General features: G+C 54.1%; 5 protein-coding genes. 3 read left to right on the top strand and 2 right to left on the bottom strand.

The window, feature by feature from the left end:
* The first annotated feature begins 132 nt into the window (after positions 1-132).
* Together VW41_11860 and VW41_11855 are read left to right on the top strand one after the other, a co-directional pair.
* Positions 133-2,313 carry an ATP-binding protein gene (locus VW41_11860; protein AJZ89679.1) on the top strand — a complete coding sequence of 727 codons (2,181 nt, stop codon included), beginning with the start codon at positions 133-135 and terminating at the stop codon, positions 2,311-2,313.
* Positions 2,310-3,485, top strand: coding sequence for a secretion protein HlyD (locus tag VW41_11855; protein AJZ89678.1), 1,176 nt, complete (start codon positions 2,310-2,312; stop codon positions 3,483-3,485). Before VW41_11860 ends, VW41_11855 begins: the two co-directional genes overlap by 4 nt.
* Positions 3,486-3,510: 25 nt before the next feature.
* Here VW41_11855 and VW41_11850 read toward each other — a convergent pair whose 3' ends face one another.
* Positions 3,511-4,362: a hypothetical protein gene (locus VW41_11850; GenBank protein AJZ89677.1), complete on the bottom strand. Its 852-nt coding sequence runs from the start codon at positions 4,360-4,362 to the stop codon at positions 3,511-3,513.
* Between the two features lie 470 nt (positions 4,363-4,832).
* Between VW41_11850 and VW41_11845 the strand changes: the two genes are divergently transcribed.
* On the top strand, positions 4,833-5,522 hold the full coding sequence (locus VW41_11845; protein ID AJZ89676.1) for a methyltransferase: 690 nt from the start codon (positions 4,833-4,835) through the stop codon (positions 5,520-5,522).
* A 42-nt stretch (positions 5,523-5,564) separates the two neighbouring features.
* Here the strand turns inward: VW41_11845 and tynA are convergent, their stop codons facing one another.
* Positions 5,565-7,838: a tyramine oxidase gene (gene tynA, locus VW41_11840; protein ID AJZ89675.1), complete on the bottom strand. Its 2,274-nt coding sequence runs from the start codon at positions 7,836-7,838 to the stop codon at positions 5,565-5,567.
* Positions 7,839-8,123: the final 285 nt, after the last annotated feature.

Here is an 8,123-nt window from a genome sequence, read left to right as displayed (position 1 = left end):
GCCGCCGGGCTTTAAGTCCGGCGGCATTCCAGCCGCTTATTTTTATTACCCGGTATAAAACATGTTTATGAAACAAGCCGCGGAAAGGACGACACAGGCGCTTTATGCCACTTTCGCAGGATGTGAAACACGATGACTTCAACCCATACCCGCTATGAACCCTGGCTGCAGGCCATGCTGGCCGTAGCCCGCCACTACCGGCTGGACTTCTCGGAAGAACACGTACGGGTGGTGATTAACCAGGAAAGCCAAAGCCCCCATCATCTGGTGCTGGAAGACATGGCTCGTCAGCTTGGATTAGCCCTGCGCAGCGTCCCGGCGGATGTCTCGCTTATCGATCCGTGGCGTTTGCCGCTGGTGGTGGAGCTTAATGACGGCCAGATGGCGGTGTTGACCCATATGGACAAGCACGGGCAGCTCAGCATACAGCTTAGCGGCGACAGCGGACTGGAAACCGTGGTCAGCCGTGAGGCACTGTCGCAAAGGCTGAAAGGCCTGTTTCTGCTGCGCCCGTTGAATTCTATCCCCGACGCGCGGGTGGATGACTACGTTAAGCCGTATCAAAAAAACTGGTTCTGGACGCTGGCGCTGAAAGACTGGAAACGCTACGGCGATATCATGCTGGTGGCGATGGCGGCAAACGTGCTGGCGCTTGCCGGGATGATCTTCTCCATGCAGGTGTACGACCGGGTGGTACCTTCACAGTCGGTCCCCACGCTGTGGGTACTGTTTGGCGGCGTGATGCTGGCGATTCTCTTTGAATTCACCATGCGTATGCTGCGCGTCCACATAGCCGACGTTGTCGGGAAGCGGGCCGATTTACGCATTTCTGACCGGGTGTTTGCCCGGGCATTGCGCATTAAAAACAGCGCCCGACCTAAATCTACCGGCTCGTTTATCTCACAGATTCGTGAACTGGAGTCGGTGCGGGAGCTTATCACCTCTACCACCATTGGCACGGTGTCGGACATTCCGTTCTTCCTGCTGTTTGTCTTTATTCTCTGGCTGATTGGCGGCCCGCTGGTGTTTGTGGTGCTGCTGGCGATTCCTCTGCTGCTGATCCCAGGCCTGCTGGTGCAGCGTCCGTTGGCGCACCTCTCGAACGAGGGCATGCGCGAGTCGGCTATCCGCAATGCCACGCTGGTGGAGGCCGTTCAGTCCATCGAAGACATCAAACTGCTGCGCGCAGAGCAGCGGTTCCAGAACCAGTGGAATAACACCAACGACGTAGCGGCCGGGGTGGGCATGAAGCAGCGCTGGCTGACCAGCCTGCTGATGACCTGGACGCAGGAAGTGCAGTCTATTGTCTACGCCGTAGTGCTGCTGGTCGGTTGCTACCTGGTGATTAACGGTGATATGACCACCGGCGCGCTGGTCGGAACTTCCATTCTGGCTTCCCGCACCATTGCTCCGCTGGCGCAGATATCCGGGGTGCTGTCGCGCTGGCAGCAGGCGAAGGTGGCGCGTAAAGGGCTGGATGACTTAATGCAACGTCCGCTGGACGACCCCGAGGAGGGCAAAAAAGTGCACAAAGCCCATTTGCAGGGAAACTACCAGCTTAACTACGCGGCGTTTTACTACGACGAAGAAGAGAAGGTCAACGACCTGGACATTGCGCGGTTGACCATTACTGCCGGGGAAAAAATCGCGGTACTTGGGCGGAACGGCTCCGGAAAAAGCACGCTCTTACAGCTGCTGGCGGGGATGCAAACGCCGCAGCACGGGCAGATCCTGCTGGATGGTATCAGTCTCGGCCAGCTCGACACCGCCGATCTTCGCCGTGATATGACCCTGCTTAGCCAGCAGGCTCGCCTGTTCTTCGGCTCAATCCGCGATAACCTGACCATGGGCCGCCCGCTGGCAAGCGACGAAGAGATCCACCGCGCCCTGGCGCTTAGCGGCGCGCTGGGCTTTGTTCAGAAGCAAAAAAATGGCCTCAACTACCTGATTACCGAAGGTGGCGCAGGCCTTTCCGGGGGGCAGCGACAGGCGTTGCTGCTGGCGCGAACCCTCATCCTGCAGCCGCAGATCCTGCTGTTGGATGAACCCACGGCCTGGCTGGATGAAATCAGCGAGCAGCAGCTCGTCGCCAACCTTGCTTCGTGGCTGGGCAACCGCACGCTGGTGGTCGCCACGCACCGGATACCCATCCTGCAGCTGGTAGACCGCATCATCGTGCTGGATAACGGCCGTATCGTCATGGATGGCCCACGAGACAAAATCCTGCAGCAGCACGGGATGATGGAAAATAAAGCCGCCCCGCGGCGGACTGCGACGCTCAAGCCAAATATCACGTCGGAGGTGCAGGTATGAACGACATCACTCGCTACAATAGCCGCCTGAAAGAGCCGGCGCTGCCGCGATCGAGCCTGGTCGCCTGGGCGTTGGGGCTGATGCTGCTGGCTTTTGTGCTCTGGGCGAATTTTTTCAGCCTGGATGAGGTCACGACCGGCTCAGGAAAAGTTGTCCCGTCGTCGCGCGAGCAGGTTATTCAGTCCCTGGAGGGCGGGCTTCTCTACAAGCTGTGCGTCCACGAGGGGGACATTGTTGAGCAGGGCCAGGTGCTGGCACAGCTTGACCGAACAAAAACCGAGTCCGGGGTACAGGAAAGTGAATCTCACCTCCACGCGGCGATGGCGAAAGCTGCCCGCCTGAAGGCCGAAGTTGGCGCCACACCGCTTGTCTTCCCGGACATACTGGCCAGCGATAGCGAGCTGGTACGCCAGGAGACAGCGCTCTACGAATCACGCCGCAGCAGCCTTGAAAAAGGGGTTTCCGGGCTGCGTGAGGCCATCTCGCTGGTGCAGCGCGAGCTGGCGATGACCGAGCCGCTGGTCAAGCAGGGCGCGGCCAGCAGCGTCGAGGTTCTGCGCCTGCAGCGGCAAAAAAACGAGCTGGAAAATAAAATCACCGAAATGCAAAACCAGTACTACGTCCGCGCTCGTGAAGAGCTGGCCGAAGCCAATGAGGAAATTAAAACTCAGCGCTCGGTGATGCGAGGCAGGGAAGACTCGTTGACGCGCCTGACATTTACCTCACCGGTGCGGGCGATTGTGAAAGGCATTGAGGTGACGACCGTGGGCGGCGTTATTCCCCCTAACGGCAAGCTGATGACGCTGGTACCGCTTGACGACCAAATGCTGATTGAGGCGAAAATCTCGCCGCGGGACGTCGCCTTCATTCACCCGGGGCAAAATGCGCTGGTGAAAATTACCGCCTACGACTACTCCATCTATGGCGGGCTGAAAGGGGTGGTCACCACCATTTCGCCGGATACGCTGCAGGATGAGGTGAAGCGTGACCTTTACTACTATCGGGTCTACATCCGCACCGATGCCAGCCAGCTGGAGAATCGGGAAGGAAAATCGTTCCCCATCTTCCCCGGCATGATTGCCACCGTAGACATTAAAACCGGCGGTAAGTCAGTTCTCGATTACCTGCTCAAACCGTTGAATAAAGCCAGCGAGGCGCTGCGAGAAAGATAAAAAAAGCCGGCGAAAGCCGGCATTTTTATACGTTAGTTGGATCGATATTAAGGCCGTACAGAATGAAAGAGAAATAAAAGCCAAAGTAGGACTCAGCCATTTCAATAAAACCGTTGTGTACTTCTAATACGCCGTCACTATCTTCGCTAAATAATCCCGCCATGATCCCGCAGTTAACGATGCGTCTCAGGTGCATTCTCGACACTGAAAGGTCTTTCGCTGTTTTATTGTAATTGGGGCGCAGCCACCATTTGCCATCTTCACTCTGTTCAGCCATCAGGTATATTCTGAGGATGATAATATGCCCGGCGTCTTTATCCACAAACATCGCGCTATTAGGCACCAGTCGGCTCAATATGACTTCATCAAATAACAGGTTGGCACTGCGGCGAAAAAATTGTTCAAAGATCCTGTTATCATCAAGGATATGAATCGAAAAAGAACTCTCCGGGAGCAGCATTTTCAGTGAGGGAGTAGAAATCTGCATATAGCTGCGGGTTTCATTGAGGCCTTTTACGCTGGGGTTATACAGCAGCACCCGGCGGTCATCTTCACTTTTTTCCAGCGTCATTCTGCCGGTAATGCGCAGCAGAGTGACCAGAGAATTCACCGTGTTGAGGCTGGTTAGCTCCATTTTTACGCAAAACTCTTTGATATCCGCCAGCACGGCCTTGCGCTCGCTGTAGTGAAAACATAGCAGTGCAAGGACCACATGAAAGCGTGAGCTTTGCAGAATCGTTTTATAAAAGAGAGGCTGTTTTTTATAGGTTACCAGCAGGGAGTCATAATGATGCCGGATGGCTTCCCGAAAGCAGGGATGCTTTTTTAATTGCTGACTGTAGCGGGCGATAGTGTCCTGGAGTTGGTGTTGCGTCATATTATTTTTCTCGGTGTTCAGCTACGGGGTTATTTCCCGTGAAATGAGTGCCTGAGGTTAGTGATAAGAGGCACATGTTACGTTGTTTTATTTATTTAAATTCAGAGTAAGTCCGCGGCGATTATATCATTGTTCAGTTATAATGAAACGGGATCCTCGTGACTTTATCGATCTTTACCTTTTTCTTAACCAAAGATGCTTGTTGTTACCCGCTGTCATATTCTGTTTCATTTATGGGAAGTAAAGCTTCCTTTATTGGAAACATTATTTCCTGTATATCCTTTCGAGTAAAAATATCACCTACAAAACAATTCAAGATTACTTATAAATAAAATTCGAATTAACAAGCGCGAAGCGTACAAAAAGAAAACAATTTTTAAAGCCTCATATCATGTGCTATCGTAAGTTACATGAGTTTATTGGGTGTTTATTACCCTGTTTTACGCCGAAAATCCATCAGAGGCGATGTGATGAACGATACGAACGACATTTTTAATACAGAATTTTCGCGCCAGTACGATGCCAGCGGCGAACGGTTGAAAGACATTTCAAACAACCTGCACGCATTGATATCCCTGTTGTTCCGAAACCTTGCTGCAGAGGCGCAGGTTCTCTGCGTTGGCGTCGGTACCGGGACAGAAATTGTTCGGCTGGCCAATCTGCACCCGGGGTGGCGTTTTACCGGGGTAGATCCTTCCCCGGATATGCTTGCTGTCTGTGCGGAAAAGCTTGCCCGGGAAGGGCTGAGTGGTCGCTGCACGCTGATTGAAGGCCACGTCATTGACGTTCCTGCACGGGAAAAATACGACGCCGCTTTGTGTTTGCTGGTGGCCCATTTTATCCAACATCCACAGCGGGGCGGTATTTACCAACACATTGCCGACAGGTTAAAACCCGCCGGGCAGCTTATCGCCGCGGAAATTGCGGGAGACATGGCGAGTCCCGATTTTGACGGGCAATTAAGAAATTGGGTTGCGCTGCAGCAGGCTTATACCCAACGCGAGCGGGACATTTCTGAGGTGAAGGCCGAGCTCAGCCGACGTTTACTTTTGTTGCCGCCGCGTCAAACTGAAGCATTGCTTCTTGCCGGGGGATTTGCCAGCGCGCAGTCGTTCTTCCAGTCGCTGCTTATTCACGGCTGGCAGGCTATCAAGCCCTGAATTAAAGATGCGGCGCGCTGTTCAGGCGCGCCGCAAACCCCACTATTGACTCTCTTTATCGTCTGACTTCACAAGCGTTGGCGTTTCATTAAAGAAGTTCCACGGCTTCAACAGGGCATGCACCCACTCGGTCGGCATGATTGGCCACTCTTCGGCACGGGCAATATGCGTGGTGCCGGTGGTTAACCAGACGACGTTGTCCGTGTTTTCCAGCGACTGATTGTCTTTACTGTAAGCGCCTAAACCGGTGTCGTGCGCGGAGCGGTTAGGGTATTTCCCTTCGGAATAGCGTTCATCCGGGTTATAGCGAGTCACCCACAGCTGCTTATCCATAAAGCTCAGGCGATGATAAATCCACTCGTCCGGCGCAAATTTCGCGCCGGTAGCTACCGGGTGAGTCCCCCCGGCGTAAGGAATTAACTGGTAGGAAACCGGGTTGCCCATACGGTTTTCTTTATTCGGATTGCTCAACAGGCGGACAGTGCCTGGGTCAAATTTCTGCGCCGCATCCTGTTCGTTTTTAATCGCATATTCATTGGTTTGCATCGTACTCGTGCGCGGGCCGCCGCTGGTGTTCGGCTTCACAACCGGATCGATAGCGGTCAGGCTGTTATTTTCGCCGTCGACGTCCAAATCCAGGCGGAAGTTATAAATATGCTGATGCGTTGTGCCGACAATATTGTGGTCTATCAGCGTGCCGTAGCGGGTATCTTCTTTCGCGGTGGCGTCATGCATAGTTTTAGCCTTCACGCCTTTCACCGCCTCGATCCCGGTCGCCCCGGCATCAATGCCGATGGTGCCGTTCTGGTGGAAGACCCAGTCAAAGATATAGTCGTAGTTACCCACGGTGCTTATCCAGCGGATCACCAGCTCGCGACGTTCGCTGCTGACGTTCGGCTGGCCCATTTCCTGGTGCTTATACTCCGGCCCGGCATAACGTTCGAAAACCGCAATAGCGCGTGGAATAGTGGTTGGCTTCCCGGTGTAATCGGCCAGGGTCTCGTCCAGCAGAACTGCATTACCCGGCGCATCTTTGCCGCGCACGATAGGGGAAGTCAGCGTGCCCATGCCGTAGTCACCGGCATCCAGATAGGCCTTAAAATACCAGCCGATATCCGGGTCACCATACGGCACAATCATCCCGCCAAGGGATCCTTCATACATAATCTTTCGTTTGGTGCCGTTGTCGTTGTAGGTCACGGTAGAGATTATCGGGCCTACGCGTGAGTTCAGGCGCAGATGCAAATCCCAGTTTTGCCAGCGAATCGTATCCCCGGTAATGGTGTAATTTTTCCCTTCAGGCTCAATGATATTCAGCGGCTTCAGGTTCGCAGCTTCGCGATCGCGGCCATCATAGGGACGGGGCGTCATCGGCACAGGAATGACCGGGCCCGTCTCAATCTTGATGATTTTTTTCTGTTCAAGATCCACCACCGCCACCAGGTTTTCAATCGGGTGCGCCCAGTAGTTGCCGTCGCCAACGTCAAGATAGCTCACCACTTTCAGCAGGCGCTGATCCTGCTTCAGGCCGTCCTTGCCGTCGAAATAGCCGACGGTAAGCGGGGTGGTGACCACTTTTGAAGGATCGCTGATGCCACGCTTTTTCACCGCGTCGGCAAATTCTTTGCTGTTATTGATTATCGACTGCACGCTGGCGAAATCGTCCAGCAGCACCATGCCCTGAGCGCCTTCAATCGGTTTCCAGCTGTTGACCTTTCCGGCGGCTAAATCCACCGTGGCTTCAATAATATGGCGGCCGTCCAGCATGATGACGTCCGCCTCACGCGGCTGGCTGACGCTGGTGCCGTCCATCACAAACTTCCAGACTTGCTCCTTGGGCGGCTCGCGCAGAGAAATCTCGGTAAAGCGAATATTCGGCTTGTAGTCCGCCGCGGCTTTGATTATCTCCACCGTCTTATTAATTTCGTCGGCGCTCAGGGAGTTGAGCGGGTGTGGCTTTTTCTCGACGGCAAAGGTTTGATCCAGCCCGGACTGAAACACTTCATTGATAAACCCTTCGGAGATAAACGCCGTTTTGTCTTTAAAGATAACCGGCACTTCGAGCTTGAGCGTTTTGCCGTTCACGATGGCGGAGGTGGCATTGGGCTTCACCTTCACGTAGGCACCGTCTTTGACGAGGGTAAACATCTGTGCGTAATCGTCCCACTGGACGTCGGCGCCAAAATCCGCGAGCGTTTTTTGCATTGGCACCATATGTGCCTCGCCGCCGTGGGCAAAAGCCGGGGCGTGAATCCCCGCCGAGGTCAGGAGCGCAATAGCCAGCGCCAGCGCTTTTTTTCCAGTTTTCATTGTCATCGCTTTCTCACCTTAAAAGTGTGTTGTGTTGTTATGTGCGTGCTGGATAAAGACTGTCGGATTCAACATAACAACTTTCGCCGGGGGGTCCCTTGTATTCCCTGCCAAGCGTTTTGCTGTGGTTGCCAGAATGTGGAATGGGAGAGATTTGTTACTTCGGGCCGATGAGCGTCGGGTTAAATTCAGCCCTCTCCCGGAAGGGAAAACCGGCAATGGGAAAGTGGTTTGTTCCCTCTCCCTGGAAGGGAGAGGGTTAGGGTGAGGGTAAAAAACCAGAAGCGATAT

Source organism: Klebsiella michiganensis, assembly GCA_000963575.1.
Classification (GTDB): domain Bacteria; phylum Pseudomonadota; class Gammaproteobacteria; order Enterobacterales; family Enterobacteriaceae; genus Cedecea; species Cedecea michiganensis_A.
Note: the sequence above shows the minus strand (reverse complement) of the source record. Positions and strands in the feature narration are given on the sequence as shown.